A 26578-nucleotide genomic window follows, 5' to 3' on the forward strand; every position below is an offset into this window, starting at 1 on the left:
TGCCGTCGGGCTCGAGGACGGCAGCGTTCGGTCGCGGTCCGTGGTTGCACTGTCGATACGGATCCATGGCTCAGTCACTGCCGTCGACGGCGTCTCGAGCTTCGGCCAGGTCGTCAGCGTAGACGGCCAGGAACTCCACGACCTTCCAGCCGCCGACGACCACTGCGGTCAGTGCGAACGCTAACAGCGGGTCGGCGCCGTGGTAGATCGAGTAGAAGGCGAGTGCAACGACTGCGAGTTCGGCCATCGCTTCGATCGACTTGTACGTCGCGAGTGTCACGGATAGCCTCCGGTTGAGTGTCGATTCGAGCCGTCGGTTGTGCTCGACGACGCGATGTGGGATGATGAGTGGGCGCTTGTCAGACATGGCATCTATACAGTGGGTTGTAGGCCAGCCTCCTCGACGAGTGCGGCAAGCTCCTGGCTCGAGAGCCACGCTAAGCCGTCCTCCTCGACGTGCTGGGTTTTGGCCTCGAGACGAGACGGCTCGCGATGGCCGTTGCCCTCGAGGCCGGCGTCGGTTTCGCGAAAGCGGAGGTGGTCCTCGAGCGGCGTCCCGTCATCGCGACGCCCAGCTGGACGACGCAGGTTCAGGACCTCGCCGCGGTACTCGATCGAGAAGCCGCTGGTGTCCTCCCAGTGGACGTCGCGGAACGCGGCCTCGAGCGTCTCGACGTCAACGTCGACGGTGACGTGGTCCGGATATTCTGGCCAGTCTGTCGACGCGAGGACTGGGCGCAGTGCATCTCGAGTCGTTTTCCAGCGTTTGAAAGGGAGACGCTGGAGGATGTCGAGTATGGACATCGGTATCAAAAACGTCAGTATGGAAGCGGGCTGGATGGAGAGTGTTGCTTCGCGGCCGTGGGTCGACGTCGAGATCTCGAGGTTTCCCTCAAGCCCGATCGTCGAGCCGTCCCGATCCCGAGTTGTCCCCGGGGCACGAGTCGGCAAACCCCTCACCGCGCACTCGCTGGATCCTGGCGCATGTGTCCTGACCGAACGAAGGTCGAAGGTCGAAGTCGAGTCGTGTCAACCACAAGTTCGACATCGACGGTGAACGATAACTCACTGCTCGCGATCCGCTGGATGAAGATGTGCAGTTGCGATCGGCTGCTGTCTCAGCCCTTGATCTCAGCGAGAGTCTCAGCGAGCGCAATAGGCGCTCTGGGTGTGCCTCAGACGGTCGTACTCGAGCGCCACTCGAGCAGTGGAATCGTCGTCATCGGACGCCGTCCTCGAGGAATCGAACCCCGAACAACCGACCACGGAGACGGCGGAACCCGGTGGGTGTTTCAGGCCCACCGAACAGTTGTGGTTGAGGACTCGAGCCCGGTCACGTCGACCGCGTCAGCAGCGACGATCATCCGCGGGCCGTCATCGACGCGCCTCGAGGGACTCGAACCCTCCTACACCAGCCACCATGGGAGGCGTCACGCGAGTCGCAGTTGCCCAGGAGAGCAGACGATACGTCGGCCGTTGATGTCCACGTGGACCTTGTACTCGACGCCCGTGATCGTCGGCTCGCTCTCGACGTGGTCGATCGTCCCGACGGCCTGGCGCGTGCCGACCAGTACTTCGACGGCGACGCTCTGGCCGGCGTCGCTCTGGGCGGCTAACTCCTGGATCAAGTCCATCATAGCTGTGACCACTCTCCGATCGTCGTCTGTCCGGGGACCGCTGGGCGTTCTGGCTCGTCAGTGTCGTCGTCGATCGTCGGCGTACCCTCGGTTCGTTCCGTGCCGCCGAGGTCAGGATCGGTCGCGTAGACGACCTCATCGGCTTGCTCCTCGAGCGTCGGTCGCTCAGATATGGGCTGGTAGCCCGCGTCGATCGTCGGCCCGCTGTAAGATCGCATGTTAATCAGGTCTGTTGAGTGCCGTGCCCAGTGCGAGCTCGAAGTCTCGAGTCTCGCGGTAGGTCTCGAAGAACGCGTCTTTGTCCAGACGCCAGTGGATCGCTTCTTTGCGCTCGAGCAGCCGGAACGCTTGGACGTAGTTCGCGAGAACTCGAGCCGGGTCGGCCTCGCGGAGGAGATCGTCCGTGCTCGAGTGATCAGTCGCGCCGCAGACACAGCCGATGCCGGTCCGATACTGGCGCAGGCCGTGAGCGTGCTCGGTCTCTTTGACGACCTCGGCAGCGTGATCGGTCGGGTCCTCGAAGCCGATCACCGCGTCGGTCGCCGTCCGCTGGATATCCTCGCAGTCGGTTGCGTCCAGGGCGATCGCGCCGTCGACGTTGTGGTACTTGCCGCCGTGGTTCAGCGCGACCTGGGTCTGCGAGCCGTGTTCGTGCTGCCAGTCCTCGTCCGGCGGCGTGATCTCCTTGAGTTGCCCACCGCACGTTCCGCAGAGGTAGTGCTGTGATCGAAGTTGAGAGAGTGCTTTATCGGCCCGATCAAGTCGTTTGCACGCTTCGCTGCAGAACTGGCCGACAGCAGTCTCGATCGGATGTTCGTCTTCGCAGTGTCTGCACGTTCCCGTCCGAGGTTCGGTATTAGAGATAGCCATGACTGAGAAGGCGCGTAGTCGCCAACCACGCACCGGGGCTCACGTTGTATCAGTATGAGGCATTATCTTAGATAAGCAGTCGTACACCGATGAGATTCATCACCTGTCGAGATAGTAGACTTTTCTCCCAGGGCTCGAGAGATCGTTCTTCCAGACGATCGTGTCGGCGTCGTCAAGCCGGCGGATCGCATGGCGGACTGTGGACTCGGGGAGATGGGCTTCGTCGGCAATCTCGGGCGTCGGGAGCGGTCGGTCCTCGTACTCGAGGATCTTGTAGACCAGCTTCGCACTCGGTGGGAGATCTTCCAGGTCTGAAGGCTGTTGTTCAGGCACCGGGATCACCTCGCAGTGGCTCATCAAAGTGGGCACAGCAGATGTCACAGCGCCAGTCACCCTCTTCGTAGCGATCAGTGCTCGGCTTCGACGTCTTCCGGATGATCGAGGTGTTGTGACACTCCGGACAGCGTTTGCGCTTCTCGTCTGGCGTCGACGAGCGCTTTGCTCGTGCTTTCTCGAGATCGAAGTCGTCGGGGATGATGCTCTCAGTCATCAGACCACCCCCTCCTGAATGAGTTGCTCAATCATCTCGTCTATCGTCTCAGGGTCGTTGTCGAAGGCGTCGAGTGTCGCCTGGTCGGGCTCATTGAGATCGTGACGATCTCGGAAGAACTCCGGATGGTCGATCGTACCCGGCTTCGCACCAATGTGCAGCTGTGGATTTCCCTGCTTGGGCATCCCCATCACGTCGATGCGCTTGCCGATCATGATCACGCGCTTTCGATGTTGGGGAACGCCATAGTCAGCGGCGTCGACGACGTCCCAGGTGACGTGGTACCCTCCGGATGCGAAGGACTCGGCGACCTCTATGATGGCTTTTCCGTCCTTCATCGTCGCCAGGCCGGGGACGTTCTCCATCACGAACGTGACCGGCTTCGCCTGATGGACGATTCGTACCATCTCGACGTAGAGTTCGTTGCGCGGGTCGTCTTCTTCGCGCTTGCCGATGTGGCTGAAGCCCTGGCACGGTGGCCCGCCGGAGACCGCGGTAAGCTGGCCGACACCAACGCCAGCCGCTTCGAGGATCTCCCATGTCGACACCTTCCGGACGTCGCGTTCCATCAGAACTGGCGGCTCATCCTGCTCGAGGTGCTCGCCCTCGATCAAGTTGGTCCGGTATGTCTTGGCGGCTTCTTTGTCCGCCTCGACTGCAGCGAGCGTTTTGAATCCTGCCCGATCGAAGCCGAGATCGAAGCCACCGATCCCACTGAATAGCGAGACGTGCGTCGGCGGGTCTGAGTAGCCGATCCGAGCTCGAATATCATCCGGCTGTTGATACTCCTGCGTCCCGAGGAACGCACTTGTCTCGAGCATCGATCGAGGGATAGCACCAGAGTTACTCATCATCCCCACCCCGTAGGTGGTCCACGCGACCGTTCGCGATCTGCAGACAGATCGCCCCGTATCGCGTCGTCCGTTCCGAGCGCTCGTGATACTCGGTGATCTTCGTCTCGAGGACGTCCGCGTCGTCGATTCCGAGAAAGCGCTGGTCCCGTCGATCCTCGCGTTCGCGAACGTAGCGGAACAGGTCGCCCCTCGAGGTCGCCGCCGCGATCGCCGACCGGATGCGCGAGGGATGCTCGTCGGGGAACAGCCGACACACGCTGGCGACGACCGGCGGCTCGTTGATCAGTGGCGGCTGCACGCCACCGGTGTTGTGCTCGACGAAGCCGACGACCGTGTCGTAGATCTCCTTCGCGGACGCGTTCCCAGTGTCCTGGATTACCGTCATGATCAGGCCCTCCCCAGGTAACGGATGTGGTCTGTCTTCGGTTGGATCGCGACGCCGTCCTCGAGCATCTTGTCCATGTCCGAGTGTAGTCGTTCGCTGCTCCAGCTGCCCCCCATCTCTTCGACGCGCTTGATCACTGTCTCCCGCGGGACGCCGTTATCGTAGGAGTGCTCGCTCTCGAGATCGTTGATCGCGGTGGCGAGTGAGTTGATCCGGTCTTTCTGACTCTTCGACTGGCCGACCTCGACGATGTCGGCATCGTACTCGCCATCTTCGTTCTTGCCGACGTCCTGCATCGACCGCCCGGCGAGTTCGGTCGCGATACGGGCGTGGCGCTCGGTGATCACGTCGGAGAGCTCGAACTTCGCCGCCGCCTCGGCGATCCGAGCCAGTGCCTCGAGGTCGCGCATCGTCACCGGGATCGGTGAGTTGTCTCTGACGTCGTACAGTCGGCGAATCTCGAGGAAGCTATCCCGAAGCTGGGCTTTCACCTCGGGACTCTCGAACGGCGGGTTCGGTCGTTGTTTCGCGAGCGCGATCCACTTGCGGAACAGGTCAGCGTCGACGATCGGGTCATCGGCCGCCGCGTCGGCTGGGCGTTCGTCGTGGTTGTTATCGGCATCTCGCTTTGCGTCGTCACGAACGTCCAGGATGTGATCGGCCAGCTCGAGATCGTCGTCGGCGTCTGGCTCGTCCTGGACGGTGAAGATGAGGTCGAACCGAGAGAGCAGATCCGAGCGGAAGTCGAACTGTTCGGCGATCGGCTCGTACGGGTTGAACCGGCCATGCTCGGGGTTCCCTGCGGCCATCACTGACGCCTCCGTTCGGAACGTCGCGTGTTCGCCGGCGATCTCGACGTTGATCTTCTGCTTCGACATCGGCTCGAGGAGGAACGACCGCGTGTCGGGGTCCATGTCGTCGAGTTCGTCGATGCAGACCGTACCGCCGTTCCCGCGGACTAGGGCACCGGCTTTGAGCGACCAGTCACCATCACCGAAGTCGTCCTGTTCGGCCGTCACTGTGAGTCCAGGTCCGGACGCTCGTCGCGATGAGACGCCGACCGTTCGCCAACCGACGTCTTCGCAGCGATCGATGAGCTTCGACTTCCCGGTTCCGGGGTCGCCAATCAGGAGGACGTGGACGTTCGCCCGATCGGTGTCGCCGTCAGCGTACTCGATCTGCTGGCCCGAGACCATCGACAGGATCAGCGCCTTCTTTTCGACCTCGTATCCGAACACCTTCTGTGAGAGTGACTGGACCGCGACGTCGAACGGGTCGCCCTCTTCACCGTTCGCGAGGGCCGTGATCCGACGGCGTTCCTCGGCGGTGACATCGAGGTCCTGTTGTTCGGTGTGCTCGATCTCGATGTGGTAGCCCTCGAGGTACTCGTCGAACTTCGGCTGCTTTTGTGAGCCCTTGCTCTCTTGCTCGAATCGGATGATCCCCGACACGCGGACGCGATCGCCCACGGTGACGTCACCGGCGATGTCGTCTTCGACGTAGGCGTCGATCTTCTGGCCGGCGCCGTCGGCGAGCTCCGGCGGGACCTTGATGCGGAGTTTCTGTGCGTCGACGAACTCCGACTGGTCGAAGTTGACCTGGAAGGGGCCTTGTCGCTCACAGCCCTGGCACTCGTGGGGCTCCTGGAAGTGGCCGTCCGATTGGGGAACGCGGGTGAGCGTCCCACAGAGCTTACACTCGAACGCCGCTTCCTCGATCTTCGGGTAGACGTCTGAGGTCTTCGTGATCTCCCCGCGGATCGACCGGTAGGCACCGAGATGTTCGGATGGGGAGAACTCGCCTGGGTAGTGCGTGTACTCCTCGGGGAGGTTGTAGATACGTACGTGTGCGTTCCCGAGCGAGATGTCGATCGCGAGGTCGAACAGCCGGAGTGCTTCCTCGAAATACCGACGCATCTGTTCGGGATTCTCGAGGACGTCATCGGCGACGTTCGGATCGAACTTGTAGACGTCCGCCCAGTCGACCTCGAGAGAGCGTTGTTCGTTGGGGTAGCGTTGGGCGAGTTGCTGGATGTCCTCTTTGTAGTATCGACGATAGAATTTCGTCGAGAGGCGATCAACGAGCGGTTCGGTTTGCGGTTGGGGTTGTGACATTGGATCGGTCGCGGTTTTCGTCTGCGAATAAAACCGAATCGAGCCTTCGTGACGTTGAACGACGGCGTCGGACGGCGTCGGATTCGGCGTACTCACAGCTAACGGACACTTATTTACACTACTACACTTGCACTGGACTACACCCTACTTTCTGGAGGTGGAATCCCGCGGTGGAACAAACGCATCCTCAGAGCACCCCCGACGAATCCGTTTTCTTCGCGGACGAAAACGCGGCTCCCGTTCTCGCCTCGTTTGCGTCTACGGTGAGTTGCTTCCCCTTCCCGTCCGGGTTGTGATAATCGAATCCAGGCGCCTCTGCAGCGAGTCGCATCAGTTTGTAACAGTAGTCGGCGCTGGGCTCACCGTCGAAGACACTCCACATCACGTCATTGTAATCAAGTGCAGCTCTCCCGTGGCCGTTGACCGCCCTCTGAAAGGCGTGTTCACGGACACGACCGACGCGACCGTCCCGATCGAGATCGTCGTAGGAACGGCCTTCGTCGAGATCTTGGTAACGGAGTTCGAGTGACGTGACTCGGTTAGCGAGCTCCAGGTTCTCCTCCTGGAGGTCGTCGACGAGACTCTCGAGATTTGAACACCGATTCATCGCACGCTGGGCGACCTGGAGTGCGTCTTCTGGGCTGACCTCAGGGGCGTCACTCATCGAGATCACCCTCAAGACGATCGACTGCTTTTCTGAGTTCGTTCGTCTCTTCTCGAATTTCTCGAACTTCTTGCTCGAGGAACACACACCTGCCGAGTGCCTGTTGGGCGATCAGAACCGCCTCTTCGGCGTCCGAATTAGACATCGGCGATCACCTCGTAGCCGTCAGCACACTCGTCACAGACCGTCCGTCGGCCGTGCTCGGGATGGCGGATCACGACGTCAGCACCGTTCGTACAGCCGAGAGCACCGCAGAACGGGCCGAACCCGTCGGTCGCGGAACTCATGCCATCTCACCTCGGGCTGCACCGCGGACGTGGCGAGCGTTCGCCCTCGAGCAGTCGAAACAGAGGTACGTGTGCGGGTGGTCTTCGCTACGATCGATCGCGTAAACTTCCCGCTCGTCGGTGGTGGGATCGAACGTCTCGCCACAGAACGTAACGCCGACGAGACTCTCGATACAGTAGCCGTCGTGGCCGTTTTCGAGGTTGACGACGTACCCGGTCGTCATGCCGCAACACCCCCGGAAGTCGCGGCTTTGAACCTGAGGTCCGAATTTACGGAGAGGTCAAAAGTATCCGAAGTACCGAATCCTGCAGGTAGAAGCTTTGAACCTAAGGATTTAAGCCGGTGGAGGGATTTGAACCCTCGACCTAATCCTTACGAAGGATTCGCTCTGCCAGTCTGAGCTACACCGGCACATCACTGCTATGTGCATCTAACTGTAGGAGTGATATCGGGCATAAGGGTTGCGAATCGTTACGCTCGTGCGAACGGATCGCGCACCGCTGGCTCGAAGCTACGGCCGCTCGAGGCGAACGTCGAGACAGACGTTCAGTTCGTGGGGTGCGTACGATCGAACGACACGCTGGGTCTCGACGCAGACCGCGTACTCGGGGTCGGCAGCCTCGCGAATCGCTCGCTCGCCCGGGCCGAAGGGGTCGTCTTCGTGCTGGATGTCGTAGTAGTGGATCACGCAGTCGTCGCTGGCGATCGTTACCGCCGACTCGAGGAAGTCGTCGGCGCTGTGTGGGAGGTTCATGACGATGCGGTCGGCCCAGCCCTCATACGCCGGTGCGACCTCGCGAACGTCGTCGTGGATGGCAGTGATTCGGTCCTCGACACCGTTTCTCAGTGCGTTCTCCCGGAGATACTCGATCGCGGTCTCGTTGACGTCGACGCCGACGCACTCGGCTCCGCGTGTGGCAAACGGGACGACGAACGGGCCGACCCCGGCAAACATGTCGAACACGTGCTCGGATTCACCTTGCGGGCCGTTCCCGCGCTCGTCGTCGACGCTGTGTCGTCTCTTCCCCACCTGCTCGGCAACGCGATGGCGTTCGGTCGCCAGCCGCGGCGAGAAGTACACCTCGGCGAGGTCGAGGGCGAACTCACAGCCGTACTCGCGGTGGACCACTTCGGTGTCCTCGCCGGCAAGGACCTCCCAGTCGCGCACCCGCGTTTCGCCTTTGATCTTCGAGGCCTTGTTCAACACCGTCTCGAGCGGCAGGTCCGACGCGACGATCGCGTCGGCGATCTCGCGGGCGCGCTCGTCGTCGTCTTCGTCGAGCAACGCGGCCTCACCCAGGCGCTCGTAGGAGGGTTTGTAGCCGAGGATGTCGGCCGGCCTCGTCTGGGTCTCGCGGGTGGGGGCTACTCGGTCGACCACCTCGAGGTCGGTGGAAACGGCGTCAGCGTCGACGATGGGGATGTACAGCGAGCCGTCCTCGACGGTGATCTCGTACTCGTCGGCGATCAGATCCGCGTCCGCCAGTTCGCGACGCGTCGTTTCACCGGCCTCACGATCGACCCGAACACACGGCACGTCCATACGGCTACTCGCCCACGGGCCGCCGTAACGCTGACGTTTTCTACGGCCGGGCGTCCACCTCGAGTGGGTTCGACGAGGCGGGTCGAACTATTGGTCGCTCGGGGGCGGACGAAAACCGTTTGGGAGCCGCGAACGTAGAGGTCGGAAATGACTGTCCGGCATCGACTCACGACCGTCGAGCGAGTCCGTGACGAACGGTCGTGGCTGTTCACCGTCAGAAACGAGTACGGCGAGTCGACGGAGGTGCTGCTCGTCCCCTGCGAAGGCGGTGTCGAGGCATGGGTGAACCGTTGTACGCACCAGAACCAGCGGCTCGATACGGGCCACGGGGCGACGGTCCGAGACGGCGAGATCGTCTGTCCCCGACACGGCTCGACGTTGGATAGCTGTTCGGGCTACTGCGATAACGGTGCGGCCGCGGGGACGACGCTCCGCTCTGTTGAAATCGACGTCGACAACGGCGTCGTCTATCTGACCGACGCCGCAGTGTCGTACCTTCACGACGGCGAGATCACCGGCGACGAGGACGACGACGGACCGTCCTCGACGTCGCACATCTCGTTTTGAGCACCACTCGCCCGGGCAACCGCTACGTTTCCTGCCGCCCCTGATAGTATAAAAACATTTGTCGGATTGAGGCGAAATCGAAGCCGATGGTCACCGCCGTTCGCCTCCTCCGACAGCTCATCTTCTCGCCAGCGTCGTTTTTCGACGAGCGGCCGCCGGCCGAAACGCTCCCGGTCGCGATTGGACTAGTCGTCGCGTTCGCCATTGCCCTCGCCGTCGCGATGGCTCTCATCGGATCGATCCTCGCTGGCACGGTCGACGCGACGGTGACGATGGACAATCCCGATCGTCCACCGGGCCAGATCTGCGACCACCATGCGGGCGACTCCGACTCGCCGATCGCCGAGAACTGCAACGAACCCGAAACCATAGAGCGCGATGCGGGCGCCCTGATTCAAGACACCGTGAACGATTACCTCTGGCTCGCGCCGGTCGTCCCGGTCGTGATCTGGCTCGTCGCCGGCGTGGCGCTGTACGGGGCCGCCAGACTCGCCGGCGGGTCGCCCTCGTTCGCCGGGACACTGTCACTGGCCGGCTGGGCGACCGTCCCGGAGTTCGTCCGACTCACGATCGGGATCGGTGCTATCTGGCTCGTCCTCGAAGACGTCACAGTCTCCGACCTGGACCGGCTCGAGGCCGTGATCGAGGCGGCGATAGCACCCATCGAACCCGTCTTGCTGGTCGCATCGCTCGTGACGGTCGCCTGGCAGTGGCACCTGCTGACGGGTGGGCTCCGCGCCGACGCGGACCTCTCTCGAGCGGTGGCTGCAGTCGCCGTCGGCGTCCCGCTCGGACTCTTTACGCTCCTGGGGCTGGCGTGATCGTTCTGGTATCCGACGAGTACGCTACTGGAGACGTCGTCCATCGGTGGGCGCTGGCTTGTCGCCACCGAGACGACGATCGGGTGACCGTGAGAGTCTGACCACGAACTCTCGAACAGGAACTCACCTGGTGGATCGACGTTCGCTGGTGGAACGTGAACGATTCGACACCCCGTCGCATCGGGGTGCGATTTTATCCACTCCATCGAACACAGTAAAGATTTCCATCTCCATCTTTATTTTTAGACAGGGCTAACTCTGAGCCCAGGCATCGACCGATGCCGTTCGATAGATTGGACAGGAGATCGTCGCTCGAGAACTACCAGATCGGCTTGCCCAGTACGGACCAGATGTAGAGGGCGATCGCGACGAGGATGATCATCGCACCGGTTGCGACGTTCCAGTAGTACGAGAGGATGATCCCGCCGAAGACCGCGACCTGTCCGAGCACGACGGAGAGGATCAGCCCGCGATTGAAACCAGTCGTCAGCTGCATCGCCGCGGCGACGGGAATAACGAGCATCCCGGCGACCAGGATCGCTCCGAGGATCTGCATCGCCGCGACGACGACGAGCGCCGTCAACACGATCAACAACGTATCGTAGAACCACACGTTGATCCGGGCAAGACGGGCGGCCTCGCGGTCGAAGGTGATGAACAGGAGCTGTTTGTGGGTGAGCGCGACGGTCAGGCCGACAAGCATCGTAAGCGCCACCATGAGCTGGACGTTCTCGAAGGGAACGAACAGGATGTCTCCAAACAGGTAGCTCTCGACGGTCGCGCTGAAAACGACGCCGTAGGAGATGACGGCGATACCGACGGCAAACCCGCCCGTGAGCATGATCGCGATCGGGATGTCGGCGTAGCCGTCAGTCTTGACGGCGATGTACTGCATACCGAGTGCGGCGATGGCCGCGACGACGAGCGCGAACAGGAGCGGGTAGTCGAATCGGGGCACGGCTGCGCCGACGAACAACCCGATCGCGACGCCGCCAAATGCCGTGTGGGCCAGCGCTTCGCCGATCAGCGCCATCTGTCGGTTAACGAGATAGGTTCCGACGATCGGCGCAGTGATCCCAATGAGAACGCCCGCGGTGAACCCCCGCTGGAGGAAGCCACTACAGACGAGCCACGTGTCGGTTGCCGAACACGCCGTCCCCCAGAACCGCTCGAACAGCGGCGGAAAGATCCAGATTACAAAGCTAGCGAACGCGAGGAGAACGAGCGGGATGCCAACCGCAAGCGCAGCAAGCTGTCGTCTCGAGGTGTTCGTTCCGACAGTCATCTCAGTCCCCACCGGCACTCGCCGCTGTTCCAACCCCTCGAGTCGAACTGAACGCGCGGTCTAACGCATCCGTCTCGAGGAACTGTGCCGTCTCACAGTGTTCGTATAGCTCACAGTCGAGACACGCGATCGTATCGGCGTGATCGATAACAACGCCGATGTCGTGTTCGATGAGGACGATCGTAATGCCGTCGCGATTGAGTTCGTTGAGCAGGTCATAGAACTGATCGACCGACTCGGTATCGACACCGACGGTTGGTTCGTCGAGCGCCAGCAAGTCGGCTTCCGAGGCGAGCGCCCGGGCGATGTACGTCCGTTGTCGCTGTCCACCCGAGAGACGGTTGATCCGCCGGTCGGCCAGCTCAGAGATGCCGACTTTCTCGAGGGACTCATCGACGATTGCGTGGTCGTCGTCGCTCAGCCGATGGATTCCGGCGTGGGGATACCGTCCCATCGTCACGACCTCTCGGACGGTGACGGGCATCATCGTCTCGGCTTCGGTCGACTGCTGTGAGACGTATCCCAGCCGGGTCCCGTCAGTGAATTTCCTCGCGGGCGTCCCGAACAGTTCGACGCGGCCATCGTCTGGCGTCTGTAGGCCGAGCATGATCTTGAGCAGCGTCGTCTTGCCCGAGCCGTTCGGTCCGATCAGGCCGACAAACTCGCCTGGATCGATCGACATGGTGACGTCCCGTAACACCGGTCGGTCATCGTATGCGAAGGTGACGGCTTCGACGTTGATTGCATGGGTCATAGGAGCGTTCGTTGCGGCTTTGAATGTGTTAGTGTCACCGGCGATTCCTGTAACAAACCACGGTCACTCCACCCGAAGCGCCGTTTCGAGCGTCGGGAGGTTGATCTCTCGGAAGTGCTCGACGTACCCCCAGTCGGACTCCATCTCGACGGTCGGATCGACCTCCGGACTGCCGTCTATCTGAGTCTCGACCGGCGACAACGGGAGGATCTCGGCGTCCACCTCGTCCGCAAGTGACTCCGCGAGCGGGGCGGGTTCGCCGACATCGTAACAAACGTGTTCGATCCCGATGTCTTCGATTAGCGTCTCGATCTCTTCGACATCACCCGCTGAAGCGGCGTCGTCGGGCGAGGTCCCGACCGGGGAATGGACGTTGATGTCGTATCGACGATTCCACCACTGGAACGAATCGTGCGTAGCAACGACGATATCCTCGAGTTCCGCCCGGTCGACGATGTCGTGGATATCGTCGTTGAGCGCCTCGAGTTCGTCGTTGAACGCGTCGGCGTTTGCCTCGTAGTCGTCGGCGTTGGCGGAATCGATTTCGGCGAGACCCTCGGCGATATTCAGGACTCCCTGTTGGCACTCGACAGGATCCATCCAGAAGTGCTCGTCGTTGTCCTCTGCGGGGCTGTCGAAGAATTCAATCCCTTCAGTCGCTTCGATCACGACAACGTCGTCGCGCTCTTCGAGCTGGTCGGCGGCGTCGTCCTGCCAGCTCGCGAAGTCCCGGAGATAGACGAAGCCAGCTGCGATATCGAGTTCCTCGACCATCCCGGGTTCGGGCGTCCAGTCGTGGCCGTGTTCGCCGATTGGGACCAGGTCGATCGCCTCCATGTGGTCGCCGGCGACCTGGCGCACGAAGTCCCAGACGGCAGGCATCGACGCGAAGATGGTGTACTCCGCGTCGCCTCCGGTATCACCGGTAGGATCATCTTCAGTATCGTCCTGCGGGTCGTCTCCGAAACAGCCTGCCAATCCAGCCATCAGTGCACTCCCACCGAGTGCCGTAAAGCCTCGGCGAGAGACGACGCGTGAACCGCTTTCACTCGTTCGCTCGGTTGCCATCAGTTCCCCTTTCCCGCAAGCCATATTTATAATTTGCTTACGCTACTCATTAGATTAGTCTACCCTAATCCTGCGGTGGGTCGGTCAGCCGGGCACCGATGCGGCGTGCGACGTGGGTCGGCAACGCGATCGAGTCGTCTCCGAGCGAGGGCTCAACAGTTATCAGCCCAACTGAAGAGACCGCGTCGACGGTCAGACGGGTTCCCGGTCCGATATCACGACTCGAGAGGAACTCACGAACGTCCGGGTCGCGGTGTGGGACCTGTTCAACGGTCACCACGCTACCGATTTCGAACTCTGTGAGAGGTGTGAACAGATCCTCCTCCGGCATTCGTAACTCCACGTCCGGAATCGGATCGCCGTGTGGATCCACCCGTGGCTCACCGAGAAACGTCTCGAGTCGCGAGACGAACGTCTCACTGACGTGGTGTTCGAGTCGGTCGGCTTCGTCGTGAACCTCGGACCAAGAGTACTCGAGAGACTCCATGAGGAAGGTCTCGAGCAGTCGGTGATTTCTGACGAGTCGAAGCACGACAGTTTCTCCGCGTTCGGTCAGTCTGACACCCTTGTAGGGCGTGTAATCGACGAGTCCTCGCTCGTCGAGTGTGTCGATCATACTCGAGACCGTCGGCGACGTTACTCCGACTTCCTCACTGAGATCGACAGTCCGAACCGGCCGTCCATCCGCAGTCTCGAGCTGGTAGATCGATTTGAGGTAGTCCTCTGCAACCGGACTAAGCTCCATTGGTGACCATCTTTCCGAGTGTACTCAATAACTTTTTTCTTACTAACCACATGTTTAGCATACTCTAAATCAGCTCCGGACGGCTCACACAATAAATCGAAACGGCGCTCGAGACCACACGATCGAGTTCGAACGCTCGAAGATATTACCCAGGCAAGGTCGCGGTAGTGAGAAATTGTAACAGCTGGATTTATTGGCCACGCAGTGACCGACTGTCCCCGTTTTCCACGGCCCACGCCTCGTCCCCGATACTGCGGTCGGATCGTGTTGCTCCACACGGTGAGAGCCACGTCGTTAACCACCGGAGGTGCTGACATCCGAGGCGGTCCGAACCGTCTACAGGGTCGACGTTTCAGTGGTTCACCACGGAAAACGACGATTGACGGTCGCCAAGGCGGCTTCGAAGATAGCCGAGACCGGAGAGCAGGCGAGAACATAACTCGAAACGTTATAGCACGCACTGCCGCTAGGGCCGCTATGCTCACATTCATCGGCCTCGGGCTCTACGACGAGCGCTCGATCACCGTCGAGGGCCAGGCGGCACTCCGCAACGCCGACCGCGCCTACGCCGAATTCTACACCAGCAGGCTCATCGGCACGACGATACCAGACCTCGAGTCCTACCACGACGTCGAGATCGAGGTTCGCGACCGCGCGGGCGTCGAACAGCATCCCGAAGACATCCTCGAGGCCGCCGAAGACGAGGACGTCGCCTTCCTCACCGCGGGCGATACCATGATCTCGACGACCCACGTCGACCTCCGGCTACGCGCTCACGACCGTGGGATCGAGACTCGCGTTGTCCATGGCGTCACCGCCCAGACGGCCACGAGCGCGCTGACTGGCCTCCAGAACTATCGTTTCGGCAAAGCGACGACGTTGCCGTTCCCGTACGCACACGGGGCCGACGGGCTCCCGGCGAGCGTCACCGACACCATCGACGCCAACCGCGCCGACGGACTCCACACGGTCGTTTACCTCGATATAAAAGTCGGCCACGAGCGCACCGACGAAGACGAGTACATGACCGCCGACGTCGGTGCCGAACTGCTCGCCGAGGAATACCCCGAGCTCGTCGGGGTCGTCGTCGCCCGTGCGGGGAGTCCCGACCCGCTCGTCGAGGCCGGGACGATAATCGACCTCGCCGACCGCGAGTTCGGGGAGCCGCTCCACCTGCTCGTGATCCCCGGCGAGTGTCATCTGCTCGAAGCCGACGCGCTGGTCGAACTGGCGGGCGTCGAGCGGGACGTGCTCGACGTCACCTGAACTCGCCATTTCACGCCGGATCGAACGATCTTCACTCGAGGACGCCTTCGACCCGCTCGCGGAAGTCACCCGGCACCTCGATGTGTGGCGAGTGACCGACGTTAGCGAAGACGGCCTCCTCGACCGTCCCACCGCGGTCCTCGTAGATCTCGAGGACGGCTCGTGTCTGATCGACCATCGGCTGTGGGGGGAAGACGTCCTCGCCGGGCCAGCCGGGAACCTGTCCCATCTGGCCGAGCGTCCCGAGGTCGAACAACGACTCGTTCGAGACGATCTGGTCGGCGTCGCCACGGAGCCACAGAATGCGGGGTTTCTGGTCGGGATCGATTTCGGTGATCGACGAGACGTCGAAGTATTTCGGCGAGATCGCGTTGTTGACCCCCATCTCACCCGGAGCGATACCCGGCCAGTTCTCGCTCTCGATTGCCGCTCCTGGGTAGTTCTCGTCACCGGTCGTCGTATCGAGCAGTCCCGTTAGATACGACTCCTCTCGGTCCTCGTCGAACCCGTGTGACGGGGCGACGTAGAACGTCCGCAGAACCTTTCGGGGAGAGGCCTCCCCTCCCTCGCTCCGGTCGCGATCGGCCAGGGCGTCGACGAACTCGTCGTCACCGGTGCCACCGCCTGAACCAGCGTAGTCGTCGAAACAGGGTGTCCCCTCGAGATCGTTCGTCCCCCCGAAGCCGTACGGCGAGACGGGGTTGACGAGCACGAGACTCTCGACCGACTGAGGATGCTCGAGCGCATACTGCATCGCGACGCCGCCGCCGAGCGACCAGCCGACGAGCGTGATCGGATCGTCGACCTCGAGCGTCGCGAGCAGTGCCCGGAGGTCACCCGTAAACTCTTCGACCCCGTTCGTCGCGTCGATCGGTTTCGTCTCCGAGTCGCCGTATCCGCGTAAGTCCGGGGCGATCGCCCGGTACCGGTCTGGGAGGGTGGCCAGAACATGGTCGTAAAACCGTGAGGACGAGACGTTCCCGTGGAGAAAGACGACGGTCCCGCCTGCGTCCGGCGCACCCGACTCGAGGACGTGCGTCTCGAGGCGGTCGGTCGCGACGGTTCGGGAGTCGACGCCATTCGGCGTATCAGTTCGAGACATAGCCCGCCGTACCACGGCGGGCGTGATAACTATCAGGCCCTGAATCGGTTCGCGCAGACGCGCTGTCACGTCGCTGCGTCCCCGGCGCGTTCGATCGAGACACCAGGCGGATGGCCGGCCTAGAGACGGTCGATGATGGCCTGAGTGACGTCCTCGGTCGATGCGTCACCGCCCAGATCGGGCGTTCGTGGCCCCTCCTCGAGCGTGGCTTCGACCGCCGACTCGACGGCTGCAGCCTCGTCGTCGTAGCCGAGGTACTCGAGCAACATGGCAGCGGAGATGATCGTCGCGGCGGGGTTGGCGACGCCCTCACCGGCGATGTCGGGGGCGGAACCGTGGACGGGTTCGAACAGGGCGCGCTCGGGACCGACGTTGGCGCTGGGGAGCAAGCCGAGTCCGCCGACGAGGCCGGCAGCGAGGTCCGAGAGGACGTCACCGGCCAGGTTCGGACAGACGACGACTTCGAACTGTGCCGGGTCGAGACAGACGTGGGTGGCAAAGGCGTCCATCAGCACCTCGTCGGTCTCGACACCGTTTTCCTCGGCGACCTCGGCGACGGTGTCCCGGAAGAGGCCGTCCGTCTCGCGCATCACGTTCGCCTTGTGGGCAATCGTGAAGCCGTCGTAGTCGTCGGAGACGTAGTCGCAGGCGAACTCCGCGAGGTCGCGGGAGGCTGACTCCGTGACGACGCGAGTGAGCGTCGAGACGTCTTGGGTCAGCCGGTCTTCGTGACCAGCGTAGACCCCTTCGGTGTTCTCGCGGAGGAAGACGAGGTCCGTCTCGGGCCGAAGCGCGTCAACGCCGGGATACGCTTTCGCGGGACGAATGTTGACGAACGAGCCGACGGCCTCTCGCAGCGGGAGGATTACGTCTGCAGCCGTCTCGCCGACGGCACCGAACAGCGTCGCGTCAGCCGTCGCGGCGAGGTCGTAGGTCTCCTGCGGTAACGGCTCGCCGGTCTCTTCGGCAACCGCATCGCCCGCGTCGGCCTCGACGAACTCGAACTCGAGATCGAGCGCGCGGAGGACGTCGACGGCCGCGGGAGTGACTTCCTGTCCGATCCCATCGCCAGGGATGACGACGATTTCGTGTGTCATACAGAGACGGTGACAGCGGGCGTCCGAAAGTGATTCGATTCCCGGTCCGCCTCGAGTCGGCCGTGGGTTCGCCGCAGGTCTCGCCCGGGTCACAAGAACGATACGCCACCCGTTCGTATCCTGTGATATGAACCCAGATACCAGGGTCCAGGTCGAAGACGTGATGTCGTCGCCGCTCGAGACGATCTCGAAAGACGCAACGGTCCAGGAGGCCGCCGAACGGATGTGTGACGAAGAAATCAGCGCGCTCGTCGTGACGACACACCCACCGTCGATCATCACCAGCACGGACGTCCTCGCGGTCGCCGCCGAGAATCAAACTGCAGGGGACGTGTCGGTGACCGACGTGATGACGGAGTCGGTCGAAACCGTTCCGCCGGACATCTACGTAGAGGAGGTCGCCGCAATGATGACTACGTTCGGGATCAAACACCTGCCGGTGACGAACGAAGACGACGAGTACGTCGGAATGATCTCCTCGACGGACGTGACCGCACAGCTGTCCTGATCGGAACGCTGAAAAGCGACCCAGAACGAAGCGCTACTCGGCTTCCGGAATCGCCGACGCCGGAACGTACGGCAGCTCCTCGGCTTTCTTTCGCACTTCGCCGGCGTTGGACTTCATCAGCGCCGTCGTGTCCCAGACACCCTCGACGAGCGCCTTGCGCTGGGCGTCGTCGACGGTGACGTCGATCGTGGTGTCGCCGTACGTAACCGTCTCGGCTTCGACGTCGATCTCGAGTTCGCCGTCGGGGTTCTCGTCGACCCACGACTGGAGGTCCTCGATCGTCTCGCTGTCGGCGGTGACGGTCGGGATGCCAAGGGCGAGACAGTTGCCCGCGAAGATCTCGGCGAAGCTCTCGCCGATGATCGCGTCGATCCCCCAGCGCATCAGTGCCTGCGGGGCGTGCTCACGGGAAGAGCCACAGCCGAAGTTGCTGTTGACGACCATGACCGACGAGTCCTGGAACCGATCCTCGTTCATCGGGTGGGCTTTCTGGTTGTCGTCGTCGTCGAACCGCAGGTCGAAGAACGCGAACTCACCGAGCCCGTCGAAGGTGACGACCTTCATGAACCGGGCGGGGATGATCTGGTCGGTGTCGATGTCGTTGCCCCGGATTGGGATCCCTGAACCGGAGACGGAGTCTACCTCGGGGATCTCAACCTCGTTGTCGCCACTCATGCGGTCTGCACCTCCTTCAGTTCGCGCACGTCAGTAACCTCTCCGGTGACCGCCGCCGCGGCGACCATCTGTGGGTTCATCAGAACGGTGCGGCCGTCCTTGCTGCCCTGTCGGCCGACGAAGTTCCGGTTCGAAGAGGAGGCACTTGCCTCATCGCCCTCGAGTTGATCTTCGTTCATGCCGAGACACATCGAACAGCCGGCGTTGCGCCACTCGAAGCCGGCGTCTTCGAAGATTGCTTTCAGACCCTCTTCCTCGGCAGCACGCTGGACGCGCTGGCTGCCGGGGACGACCAGCGCACGGACGTCGCCATCGACCTGCCGACCGTCGACGATCTCGGCGGCCCGACGCAGGTCGGACAGACGAGCGTTCGTACACGAGCCGAGGAACGCGACGTCGATCTCGTAGCCCGCCATCGTCTCGCCGGGCTCGACGCGCATATGTTCCTGGGCGCGCCGGGCGGTGTCCTGTTTCTCCTCGGGCAGCGCTTCGGGAGCAGGGATCGGCTCGGTGACGCCGACGCCCTGACCGGGCGTGGTTCCCCACGTGACGACCGGCTCGAGTTCGCTCGCGTCGATGGTAACGACGTCGTCGTACTCGGCGTCGTCGTCGGAGCGGATCGCCTCCCAGTAGGGTTTGAGTTCGTCGAACTTCTCGGGGTTCTCCTGGAAGTAATCGGTCCCTTCGAGCCACTCGTAGGTGGTCTCGTCGGGATTGACGTAGCCCGCTCGGGCACCACCTTCGATCGACATGTTACAGATCGACATGCGACCTTCCATACTCAGGTCCTCGATCGCGGAGCCGGCGTACTCGTAGACGTAGCCGACGCCGCCTTCGGTCCCGAGTCGGCGGATGATCTCGAGGATGACGTCTTTCGCCTCGACGCCCTCGCCGAGTTCGCCGTCGACCTGGATCTTGCGGACCTTCTGTTTCTCCATCGCGACGGTGCCCGTCGCGAGCACGTCCCGGATCTGGCTGGTGCCGATCCCGAACGCGAGCGCGCCGAACGCGCCGTGGGTCGAGGTGTGGCTGTCACCACAGACGATCGTTTTGCCGGGCTGGGTGAGTCCTTGCTCCGGACCGACGACGTGAACGATGCCCTGGTCGCCCGAGTTCGGATCCGAGAACTCGATACCCGCCTCTCGGACGTTTTCCTCGAGTTCGGACATCATCTCCTCGGCCGCGTCCTCCTCGTAGGGACGGGACTGGTCGGCCGTTGGGATGATGTGATCGACCGTCGCGTGGGTCAGTTTCGGATAGGCGACCTCGAGGTTGCGCTCTCTGAGCATCCCGAACGCCTGTGGACTGGTGACCTCGTGGATGAGGTGAAGGCCGACGAACAGCTGGTCCTGCCCGGTCGGCAGCGTCGTCACCGTGTGGCGGTCCCAGACCTTGTCGTACAGGGTTCGCTCACTCATTCTTGGTCCTCTACGCCGCTCGCTCGACCGCGTTCGAAGACGCGGTTTGCGTCGTCAGCGTCGTGTGGCGGCGTGTGGTCTACGTCGGCCATCGTTCGGGTCGGTTTCGTCGCTGTGTGACCGGTGTCGTCAGTCGCAGCCGGCTCACCGCCGTCTGCGGCGACGGTCGGCCCGCGACTGAACAGCCGTCCAGCCGTCTCACCCGTATACGGGTTCGTGTGGCTGACGTCTGCGATCGTGTCGGTTGTGTCGTCTGTCATTGTGTCGTAGCTCGTGTAATCGATCAGTCGTCCGCCTGCACTTGGACGGACTCGTCTTCAGTTGCCGCGTCGTCGTCGGCCCACGAGAACAGGTCACGTAGTCGTTCGCCGACCTCCTCGATCTCGTGGTTCTGTTCGGCCTGGCGAAGCTGGCTGTAGGTCGGTCGGCCGGCCTGGTTCTCGAGGATCCACTCGCGGGCGAACTCGCCGTTCTGGACTTCCTCGAGGACTTCGTCCATGTTCTCACGGACGGTCTCGTCGACGATGCGCTCGCCGCGGGTGAGGCCGCCGTATTCGGCCGTATCGGAGACGGAGTTCCACATCTCCATGTTCCCGCCTTCGTACATCAGGTCGACGATGAGTTTGAGCTCGTTGAGACACTCGAAGTAGGCGATCTCGGGGCTGTAGCCCGCATCGACTAGCGCCTCGTAGCCGTGTTTGACGAGTGCCGTGACGCCGCCACAGAGGACGGCCTGCTCGCCGAAGAGGTCGGACTCGACTTCCTCCTGGAACGTCGTCTCGATGACGCCCGCGCGGGCACAGCCGATCGCCTTCGCGTACGCGAGGGAACGCTCTTCAGCGTCGCCGGTCACGTCCTGATAGATCGCCATCAGGCCGGGGGTCCCTTCGTCGTTCTCGTAGTTCCGGCGGACGAGGTGGCCCGGGCTCTTCGGTGCGACCATCGTCACGTCGACGTCCTCGGGCGGCGTGATCTGGTTGTAGTGGATGTTCAGTCCGTGGGCGAACTGCAGCGTGTCGCCGGCCTCGAGGTTGGGTTCGATCGCGTTCTCGTAGACGTCCGCCTGGACGGTGTCGGGGACGAGCACGGAGACGTAACTCGCCTGCGAGACGGCGTCGGCGGGCGTCGTGACCGTGAGACCGTCTGCTTCCGCGGCCGAGCGCGACGAGGAGTCCTCGCGCAGGCCGACGACCACGTCAACGCCGCTTTCGTGGAGATTGAGCGCGTGGGCGTGGCCCTGGCTGCCGTAGCCGAGCACGGCTACCGTGTCGTCGTCGAGCGTCGATACGTCTGCGTCGTCGTCGTAGTAGATCGGAGTGGTGAATTCGTCAGTCATCGTCTGCTGGTTGGGTATAGGAGTCTTGTTTCGCCGCTTCGGCGGACGTTACGCTCGCTTCGGCGGGGGACGGACCGGTCGTCTCGTCGGTTCCTCGAGCTAGCGCCGTCGTCCCGGTTCGGGAAATCTCGCGGATACCGAACTGGCCGAACGTCTCGATCGCCGCATCGATCTTCTGGCGCGAGCCGGTAACCTCGAACGTCGCCGTCTCAGGACTCGAGTCGACGGTCTTCGCACCGTACATGTCCGCGACGGCAGCGACCTGATCCGGTCGTTCGGCGTCGACTTTGATCAACGCCAGTTCGCGGCGCATCGCGTTCGGCTCGAGTTCGTGGACCGAGACTACCGGAACCAACTTTCGGAGCTGTTTTTTGATCTGGTCGATTCCCGGGTCGGGCTCTTCGACGACGAGCGTGATTCGTGCACGCGCATCGTCCTGGGTCGGCCCGACGGTGAGGCTCTCGATGTTGAACTGCCGCCTCGAGAACAGCCCCGAGACGTCAGAGAGCACGCCGGGTTCGTGTTCGACGAGCGCCGAGATGACGGTCCGGCGCGGGTCCTGTCTCGCCTCGACTTCGGGGTCGATGCGAATCCCCTGGGTGTTACGTCGACCCACGGGAGCCTGTCGTTGTTCCGGTGGTGGGCCCTCGAGTCCGCGCTTCATAGCTGATCCTCCGTCAGTGCGAACTGTGCGTTGTCGCCGCCGCTTGGCACCATCGGGTAGACGTTCGCCTCGGGATCGATGTGGACGTCGATCACCGACGGGCCGTCGTACGCAATCGCGGCCTCGATGGTGTCTGCGACCTCGTCGTATTCGTCGATTCGGAAGCCCTGTGCGCCGAACGCCTCGGCGAGCTTGTCGAACTCGGGCATCCAGTTGTAGTCCGAGGCGGCGTGACGGCCCTCGAAGAAGGCATCTTGCCACTGTCGGACCATGCCGATGTACTCGTTGTTGAGTACGGCGACGGTGATGTCTAAGTTCTCGCGAACGGCCACCGAAAGCCCCTGTAGTGTCATCAGGAACGAGCCGTCGCCGTCGATACAGACGACCTCCTGATCGTCGTCGGCCGCGAGGCGGGCCCCGATTGCCGCGGGCAATCCGTAGCCCATCGTTCCGAGGCCGTGACTCGAGACCCACGTCCGGGGCTCGGTGTACGTCCAGTACTGCCAGGCCCACATCTGGTGTTGGCCGACGCCGGTCGTGACGATCGCTCGGTCGCTCGTCGCTTCGTCTAACGCCTCGACGACGAACTCCGGCTGGACCGGCTCGTCCTCGGGTGCCTGGTAGGTCATCGGGTACTCGGATTTCCACTGCTGGCACTGGGCGCGCCACTTCGTCGCCTGTGGCGACTCGTCGACGGCCTCGGCGAGCTGGGAGACGACGGTTTCTGCGTCGCCCACGAGCGGGTAGTCCGCGTGGATGTTCTTGCTAATCTCGGCGGGGTCGATGTCCACGTGGATGACCTCCGCGTCGGGAGCGAACGTCGGGATGCCGCCGGTCAAACGGTCGTCGAACCGGGTGCCGATCCCGATCAGCGTATCGCACATCGAGATCGCCATATTTGCATAGCCCGTGCCGTGCATCCCCGCTCCCTCGAGCGAGAGTTCGTGGTCTTCGGGGAACGCGCCGGTGCCGGGCATCGTCGTGATGACTGGGATCTCGTGTTCGATGGCGAACTCCCGACAGGCGTCGCTGGCGTCGCCTTTGATGACGCCGCCGCCGAGCAACAACACCGGACGCTGTGCGTTCTCGATGCGTTCGGCCGCGGCCGCGAGGATCTCCGGATCGGCTCGCTCCTGGACGTGGTAAGTGTCCGGTGTCTTCGGCTCGTCGGGTTCGCGGTCAGTCTCGCCGTTCGTGACGTCCTTTGGCAGATCGACGAGCGTCGGTCCCGGTCGCCCTTCGCGAGCGAGCGCGAACGCTTCGCTGACGTCGGTGCCGACGCGGTCGGGATCGCTCGAGAAGGTGTTATCCTTCGTGACCGGGGTCGTGACACCCGTGGTGTCGGTCTCCTGGAACGCGTCGTTGCCGACGAACTCGGTTGGGACCTGCCCGGTGAGGGCGATCATCGGATCCGAGTCCATATCGGCGTCCGCGAGTCCCGTAACGAGGTTCGTCGCGCCCGGTCCGGACGTCGCGAGACAGACGCCCGGATCGCCCGAGACGATCCCGTAGGCGTCGGCCGCGTGAGAAGCACCCTGCTCGTGGGCCATCGTCACGTGGTAGATGTCCGAATCGTAGAGCACGTCGTAGACGGGCATGATCGCTCCGCCCTGAACGCCGAAGGCGTACTCGACGCCCGCGTTCTCGAGTGCGCGAACGACGGACTCGGCGCCCGTGGTGACGGGCCCCGACTCCGCGTCGTCGGCGCTCGAGTCGGCCTCGGTGGCCGCCTCAGGGGTGGCGCTGTCGTCGATGTGTTCGTCGTCCTGTTCGTCAGTCTCCGTCGGTGTGACCGATGCTGCGCGTTCGCTCATCGATACTCCCCCGCACTGTCGCGGGCTGTGGTATGTCGGTCTGGTGTCATCTGCTGGGTTGCATATCTCTCTGAAAACGATGCGGCAAGTCCGGACCGAGGTCGATGGAGTACAGGATATGGGGCGGTTACGCCCCTACAATACGAATCGAAGCGAACGCGCCGCTGTCGGAGCCACCGGGGCGAACCGACAGTCGAGCGCGGGACGTCATTAGTTGTGACGTAGCTCCCTCGAGTCATATAACTGTTGTGAGTCTGGCCGGGGCTCGAGTGCCGTAGCCGGTGCTCGCGAACGGTGGCGAACGGAGCGGGCATCGGTTAGACGCGCACCTCCTCTCGTTCGGTCTGGCGTTCGACGCCAGCCTCTTTCGCGAACCGCTCTAGGTGGTCGACGGTGACGCGTCGTTTCTCCGCGCCGTAGTCTTTGACGCGTCGCGTGACCGCACGGATCTCCTCGTCGGTGGGCGCAAAGCCCAGCTCGTGGAGGCGTTCGCGAACCGAGTGGGTCCCGGTGTGTTTGCCCAGGATCAGGCGGCGTTCGGCACCGACCATCTCCGGAGTCATCACGCCGGGTTCGAACGTATCGGAGTTTTCGATGACGCCAGCGGCGTGGATGCCGCTCTCGTGTGAGAACGCGTTGTCGCCGACGACGGGCTTGTTACCCGGCGTGGCCATCCCGCTTTTGTCCTCGACGATCTCCGACAGTTCCGTGATGCGAGTCGTGTCGATCCCCGTGTCGGTCTGATAGAGCGACTCGACGGCCATCACGAACTCCTCGTAGGCGGCGTTCCCTGCACGCTCGCCGATGGAGTTGACCGACACCTGCGCCTGGTCTGCACCCGCTTCGATGCCAGCCAGTGCGTTGGCGGTGGCCAGCCCGAAGTCGTCGTGGGCGTGGACGTCGATCCGCGCGTCGGTGTGGGCACAGACCTTCTCGATCATCGCCGCAAACCGAGTGGGGGTCGCGACGCCACAGGTATCGGGAATGTTGATCCAGTCGACTCCGACCTCGGTGACCGCTTCGATCACGTCGATCAGGAACTGCTCGTCGGTTCGCGTCGCGTCCATCGGCGAGAACATGCAGGTCACGTCCGCCGCTTTGACGCGTTCGACCGACTCGACTGCGCGCTGTACGACCTCGTCTCGCGTGGCGTGCATCGAATCCTCGATCTGGACGTCGCTGGTGGACACGAACGTATGCACCATCTCGACACCGGAATCCAGTGCCGCTTCGATGTCCTTGTCGACGACGCGGGCTAACCCACAAGTAGTCGCCGACGTCGAGGAAGCGATATCACGTACGGCCTCGAACTCCGCGTCGGAGTTGACGGGGAACCCAGCTTCGATGACGTGGGTACCCATGTCGTCCAGAATCGCGGCGATCTGGCGCTTATCGTCGTACGAGAACGAAGTTCCGGGTGACTGTTCACCATCCCGGAGGGTGGTATCGAAGACACGTGCTGACTCTATTTCGTCAGTGGAATCTAACGTGCCCTGGAAGAACTCGACCCCCCTGACTGGTGTCAGAGGACGGGTTGTCTTGTGAAGACATTGTATCAGAACCCGACGGGCGACGTTGTATATAAATCTGACGCTGCGCAGAGCAACGACGGTTGGATCTGTGTGCCACGTAACGACACAGTCAGTCGAAAACCGCACGACATCAACGACCTATTATAGTAAATATGTATTGATATCATACTGGTCCGGTCGGCTCGGAGCTGTCACGCATCGCACCATATCGGTCGATTTGGTCCCTCGAGACCGGGTCAATCAGGTCGCGCGCACCTCGGGCGCGGACGATCGTGGACGAACGGCCATTTGAGGTGATCCCTGTCGGTTATTTTCGACCATTTGAACACTATATCGGGATTTGGGAGACAATCATCCATCGTGCCTGGCGAAAATTCGCGGATCGACCGCCTGCAGCCGGGCTCGAGGAGACGAAAGCGGTGACGAATTTAGTGTAGGGTGCTTTACACGCCGTCGTGGTAGGGCCGGCCACAATGCCGACTGACGAGATCACCGACCTCCTGACGGAAGCGTACCTCGACGAATTCGAGACCGTGATGAACGATACGAGATTGACCTCCTCCCGCGCCTGAAGACGCGGGAATCCGCGAAGCGGAGTTCAAGGTTGCGCGTTTCCTCGGTGGCGAAGTACGCTTTCGCGTCCCACGTCGACGGTCGCCGTCCAGTTGTGACCAAGGACGTGCGTTGCAGCGCGTCTAGCCCGGCCAAACGGGCCTTCCGTCCGACACTCGGTCGGCGTTTCGACGCGACGAATACCGGCCGTCGCTCCACGGCGGGATATTCAGCCCGCACGGTACCACGATTCGCGTCACCCAAAGTCTGGCGGAATCGAAGATTCCGCTGCCCTCGCGGAACTGGGTTCCGCTTAGTGTTACGTCGTGGACTGGTTCGATCGGATTTGTTACCACGTGAGAAGTCACGGCGAAGCCGTAGTGCCGTCGAAGACGGCGTTTCTCAACATGGGAACTCCGGTACTGCCGTTTACGGGATACAGCCCAATCAAGCTTACGCGCGTATCCAC

The 26578-nt window shown here is 62.5% G+C and carries 32 protein-coding genes and 1 tRNA gene; 4 read left to right on the plus strand and 29 right to left on the minus strand.

The window, feature by feature from the left end; genetic code table 11:
- Positions 1 to 70: 70 nt before the first annotated feature.
- From AArc1_RS14290 to AArc1_RS14360, 16 genes are all read right to left on the minus strand, one after another.
- Positions 71 to 367: a hypothetical protein gene (locus AArc1_RS14290; protein WP_117365007.1), complete on the minus strand. Its 297-nt coding sequence runs from the start codon at positions 365 to 367 to the stop codon at positions 71 to 73.
- 5 nt (positions 368 to 372) lie between these two features.
- On the minus strand, positions 373 to 804 hold the full coding sequence (locus AArc1_RS14295) for a hypothetical protein (protein ID WP_228442337.1): 432 nt from the start codon (positions 802 to 804) through the stop codon (positions 373 to 375).
- Between the two features lie 626 nt (positions 805 to 1430).
- Entirely contained in the window at positions 1431 to 1637 is a 207-nt protein-coding gene (locus AArc1_RS14305) for a hypothetical protein (protein ID WP_133412361.1), read from the minus strand.
- Positions 1634 to 1855, minus strand: coding sequence for a hypothetical protein (locus AArc1_RS14310; RefSeq protein ID WP_228442338.1), 222 nt, complete (start codon positions 1853 to 1855; stop codon positions 1634 to 1636). The genes AArc1_RS14305 and AArc1_RS14310 overlap by 4 nt, the downstream gene beginning before the upstream one ends.
- A 1-nt stretch (position 1856) precedes the next feature.
- Complete coding sequence (locus AArc1_RS19130) at positions 1857 to 2507, minus strand: hypothetical protein (protein ID WP_133412362.1); 651 nt, start codon at positions 2505 to 2507, stop codon at positions 1857 to 1859.
- A 99-nt stretch (positions 2508 to 2606) separates the two neighbouring features.
- Complete coding sequence (locus AArc1_RS14320) at positions 2607 to 2840, minus strand: helix-turn-helix domain-containing protein (protein ID WP_228442339.1); 234 nt, start codon at positions 2838 to 2840, stop codon at positions 2607 to 2609.
- Complete coding sequence (locus AArc1_RS14325; protein ID WP_117365012.1) at positions 2833 to 3057, minus strand: hypothetical protein; 225 nt, start codon at positions 3055 to 3057, stop codon at positions 2833 to 2835. Before AArc1_RS14325 ends, AArc1_RS14320 begins: the two co-directional genes overlap by 8 nt.
- Positions 3057 to 3878, minus strand: coding sequence for a DNA cytosine methyltransferase (locus tag AArc1_RS14330; RefSeq protein ID WP_117365013.1), 822 nt, complete (start codon positions 3876 to 3878; stop codon positions 3057 to 3059). Before AArc1_RS14330 ends, AArc1_RS14325 begins: the two co-directional genes overlap by 1 nt.
- A 22-nt stretch (positions 3879 to 3900) precedes the next feature.
- Entirely contained in the window at positions 3901 to 4296 is a 396-nt protein-coding gene (locus tag AArc1_RS14335; RefSeq protein WP_117365014.1) for a hypothetical protein, read from the minus strand.
- 2 nt (positions 4297 to 4298) lie between these two features.
- On the minus strand, positions 4299 to 6410 hold the full coding sequence (locus AArc1_RS14340; protein ID WP_117365913.1) for a minichromosome maintenance protein MCM: 2112 nt from the start codon (positions 6408 to 6410) through the stop codon (positions 4299 to 4301).
- A gap of 187 nt (positions 6411 to 6597) precedes the next feature.
- The gene (locus tag AArc1_RS14345) at positions 6598 to 7074 is read right to left on the minus strand and encodes a hypothetical protein (RefSeq protein WP_117365015.1); all 477 of its coding nucleotides are present in this window, start codon (positions 7072 to 7074) and stop codon (positions 6598 to 6600) included.
- Complete coding sequence (locus AArc1_RS18775; RefSeq protein WP_154670858.1) at positions 7067 to 7219, minus strand: hypothetical protein; 153 nt, start codon at positions 7217 to 7219, stop codon at positions 7067 to 7069. Before AArc1_RS18775 ends, AArc1_RS14345 begins: the two co-directional genes overlap by 8 nt.
- On the minus strand, positions 7212 to 7361 hold the full coding sequence (locus AArc1_RS19135) for a hypothetical protein (protein ID WP_186336608.1): 150 nt from the start codon (positions 7359 to 7361) through the stop codon (positions 7212 to 7214). The genes AArc1_RS18775 and AArc1_RS19135 overlap by 8 nt, the downstream gene beginning before the upstream one ends.
- Positions 7358 to 7585, minus strand: a complete 228-nt coding sequence (locus tag AArc1_RS14350) for a hypothetical protein (RefSeq protein WP_117365016.1) — start codon at positions 7583 to 7585, stop codon at positions 7358 to 7360. The genes AArc1_RS19135 and AArc1_RS14350 overlap by 4 nt, the downstream gene beginning before the upstream one ends.
- A gap of 114 nt (positions 7586 to 7699) precedes the next feature.
- Positions 7700 to 7773, minus strand: a tRNA-Thr gene (locus tag AArc1_RS14355).
- A 100-nt stretch (positions 7774 to 7873) separates the two neighbouring features.
- Positions 7874 to 8905 (minus strand): class I SAM-dependent methyltransferase, encoded by a 1032-nt coding sequence (locus tag AArc1_RS14360; RefSeq protein ID WP_117365017.1) that lies wholly within the window; start codon positions 8903 to 8905, stop codon positions 7874 to 7876.
- 147 nt (positions 8906 to 9052) lie between these two features.
- Here AArc1_RS14360 and AArc1_RS14365 point away from each other — a divergent pair, with 147 nt between their 5' ends.
- Together AArc1_RS14365 and AArc1_RS14370 are read left to right on the plus strand one after the other, a co-directional pair.
- On the plus strand, positions 9053 to 9472 hold the full coding sequence (locus AArc1_RS14365; RefSeq protein WP_117365018.1) for a Rieske (2Fe-2S) protein: 420 nt from the start codon (positions 9053 to 9055) through the stop codon (positions 9470 to 9472).
- Between the two features lie 86 nt (positions 9473 to 9558).
- Positions 9559 to 10293, plus strand: coding sequence for a YIP1 family protein (locus AArc1_RS14370; RefSeq protein WP_117365019.1), 735 nt, complete (start codon positions 9559 to 9561; stop codon positions 10291 to 10293).
- Positions 10294 to 10612: 319 nt separating this feature from the next.
- Here the strand turns inward: AArc1_RS14370 and AArc1_RS14375 are convergent, their stop codons facing one another.
- The 4 genes from AArc1_RS14375 to AArc1_RS14390 all read right to left on the minus strand — a co-directional run bounded on the left by AArc1_RS14375 (position 10613) and on the right by AArc1_RS14390 (position 14145).
- The gene (locus AArc1_RS14375) at positions 10613 to 11578 is read right to left on the minus strand and encodes a metal ABC transporter permease (RefSeq protein ID WP_117365914.1); all 966 of its coding nucleotides are present in this window, start codon (positions 11576 to 11578) and stop codon (positions 10613 to 10615) included.
- Position 11579: 1 nt separating this feature from the next.
- Positions 11580 to 12332 (minus strand): metal ABC transporter ATP-binding protein, encoded by a 753-nt coding sequence (locus tag AArc1_RS14380; protein ID WP_117365020.1) that lies wholly within the window; start codon positions 12330 to 12332, stop codon positions 11580 to 11582.
- A gap of 63 nt (positions 12333 to 12395) precedes the next feature.
- A complete protein-coding gene (locus AArc1_RS14385) occupies positions 12396 to 13400 on the minus strand; it encodes a metal ABC transporter substrate-binding protein (protein ID WP_117365021.1) in 1005 nt (334 codons plus the stop codon).
- A gap of 64 nt (positions 13401 to 13464) precedes the next feature.
- Positions 13465 to 14145 carry a metal-dependent transcriptional regulator gene (locus AArc1_RS14390; RefSeq protein WP_117365022.1) on the minus strand — a complete coding sequence of 227 codons (681 nt, stop codon included), beginning with the start codon at positions 14143 to 14145 and terminating at the stop codon, positions 13465 to 13467.
- 477 nt (positions 14146 to 14622) lie between these two features.
- Here AArc1_RS14390 and dph5 point away from each other — a divergent pair, with 477 nt between their 5' ends.
- The gene (dph5, locus tag AArc1_RS14395) at positions 14623 to 15411 is read left to right on the plus strand and encodes a diphthine synthase (RefSeq protein ID WP_117365023.1); all 789 of its coding nucleotides are present in this window, start codon (positions 14623 to 14625) and stop codon (positions 15409 to 15411) included.
- A gap of 31 nt (positions 15412 to 15442) precedes the next feature.
- On the opposite strand, the gene AArc1_RS14400 is transcribed toward dph5, so the two are convergent.
- Complete coding sequence (locus tag AArc1_RS14400; protein WP_117365024.1) at positions 15443 to 16513, minus strand: alpha/beta hydrolase; 1071 nt, start codon at positions 16511 to 16513, stop codon at positions 15443 to 15445.
- A 119-nt stretch (positions 16514 to 16632) separates the two neighbouring features.
- Positions 16633 to 17610 carry a 3-isopropylmalate dehydrogenase gene (gene leuB, locus AArc1_RS14405; RefSeq protein ID WP_117365025.1) on the minus strand — a complete coding sequence of 326 codons (978 nt, stop codon included), beginning with the start codon at positions 17608 to 17610 and terminating at the stop codon, positions 16633 to 16635.
- A gap of 127 nt (positions 17611 to 17737) precedes the next feature.
- Here leuB and AArc1_RS14410 point away from each other — a divergent pair, with 127 nt between their 5' ends.
- Positions 17738 to 18118, plus strand: a complete 381-nt coding sequence (locus tag AArc1_RS14410) for a CBS domain-containing protein (protein WP_228442340.1) — start codon at positions 17738 to 17740, stop codon at positions 18116 to 18118.
- Positions 18119 to 18151: 33 nt separating this feature from the next.
- Here AArc1_RS14410 and leuD read toward each other — a convergent pair whose 3' ends face one another.
- The 7 genes from leuD to AArc1_RS14445 all read right to left on the minus strand — a co-directional run bounded on the left by leuD (position 18152) and on the right by AArc1_RS14445 (position 25584).
- The gene (leuD, locus tag AArc1_RS14415) at positions 18152 to 18793 is read right to left on the minus strand and encodes a 3-isopropylmalate dehydratase small subunit (RefSeq protein WP_117365026.1); all 642 of its coding nucleotides are present in this window, start codon (positions 18791 to 18793) and stop codon (positions 18152 to 18154) included.
- Positions 18790 to 20211, minus strand: coding sequence for a 3-isopropylmalate dehydratase large subunit (gene leuC / locus AArc1_RS14420; protein ID WP_117365027.1), 1422 nt, complete (start codon positions 20209 to 20211; stop codon positions 18790 to 18792). The genes leuD and leuC overlap by 4 nt, the downstream gene beginning before the upstream one ends.
- Positions 20208 to 20471, minus strand: a complete 264-nt coding sequence (locus tag AArc1_RS14425) for a hypothetical protein (protein WP_117365028.1) — start codon at positions 20469 to 20471, stop codon at positions 20208 to 20210. Before AArc1_RS14425 ends, leuC begins: the two co-directional genes overlap by 4 nt.
- Positions 20472 to 20494: 23 nt before the next feature.
- The gene (gene ilvC, locus AArc1_RS14430; protein WP_117365029.1) at positions 20495 to 21547 is read right to left on the minus strand and encodes a ketol-acid reductoisomerase; all 1053 of its coding nucleotides are present in this window, start codon (positions 21545 to 21547) and stop codon (positions 20495 to 20497) included.
- On the minus strand, positions 21540 to 22211 hold the full coding sequence (gene ilvN, locus AArc1_RS14435; RefSeq protein ID WP_117365030.1) for an acetolactate synthase small subunit: 672 nt from the start codon (positions 22209 to 22211) through the stop codon (positions 21540 to 21542). Before ilvN ends, ilvC begins: the two co-directional genes overlap by 8 nt.
- On the minus strand, positions 22208 to 24025 hold the full coding sequence (gene ilvB, locus AArc1_RS14440; protein ID WP_117365031.1) for a biosynthetic-type acetolactate synthase large subunit: 1818 nt from the start codon (positions 24023 to 24025) through the stop codon (positions 22208 to 22210). The genes ilvN and ilvB overlap by 4 nt, the downstream gene beginning before the upstream one ends.
- Positions 24026 to 24342: 317 nt before the next feature.
- Positions 24343 to 25584: a LeuA family protein gene (locus tag AArc1_RS14445; protein ID WP_449289250.1), complete on the minus strand. Its 1242-nt coding sequence runs from the start codon at positions 25582 to 25584 to the stop codon at positions 24343 to 24345.
- Positions 25585 to 26578: the final 994 nt, after the last annotated feature.

Origin of the sequence: Natrarchaeobaculum sulfurireducens, from assembly GCF_003430825.1 — an archaeon.
GTDB lineage: Archaea > Halobacteriota > Halobacteria > Halobacteriales > Natrialbaceae > Natrarchaeobaculum > Natrarchaeobaculum sulfurireducens.